Origin of the sequence: Vibrio sp. 10N.222.49.C9 (assembly GCF_041474985.1) — a bacterium.
GTDB lineage: Bacteria > Pseudomonadota > Gammaproteobacteria > Enterobacterales > Vibrionaceae > Vibrio > Vibrio crassostreae_C.
This window is the reverse complement of sequence record NZ_JBFRVD010001490.1, coordinates 1-453: the sequence shown is the minus strand read 5'-3', so window position 1 is coordinate 453 and position 453 is coordinate 1. Positions and strand designations below refer to the sequence as shown.

The following is a 453-nucleotide window of genomic DNA, read 5'->3' as shown; positions in this document are numbered from 1 at the left end:
TCCCAATACTTATAAAACCCTCCTAAGCTATTGCCCATAGCATGAGCGTATTCGCACATAATAAGAGGACGAGTTTCATTTGGCTTGCTGATCCAGTTCTTAATACCAAATTTAAGGTGCTCGGGATCATGTTCCGAGTACGGCAGATCGATATCCACTCTAGGATACATAGGACAAATAATATCAGTGGCAGCAGACTCTGCCCCCCCACCCTCATATTGAACCGGCCTGCTAGGATCACGTTGTTTGGTCCATTGATACATAGCGTGATGGTTAGTGCCCAAACCCGACTCATTACCCAAAGACCAAATAATAATACTAGGGTGATTCTTATCGCGTTCAACCATACCTGTCATGCGACTCATGTAGGCGGCAAGCCAATTGGTATCATTAGACAGCCTTCCCATCGGCTGTTGCCCGTGAGTCTCTATATTGGCCTCATCAACCACATAC

The 453-nt window shown here is 45.9% G+C and carries 1 protein-coding gene; it reads right to left on the bottom strand.

Annotated features, from left to right (window positions below; all coding sequences use genetic code 11):
• Nucleotides 1-453: glycoside hydrolase family 2 TIM barrel-domain containing protein (locus AB4585_RS28895; RefSeq protein WP_372172224.1), on the bottom strand; the 453-nt coding region annotated here is incomplete at both ends.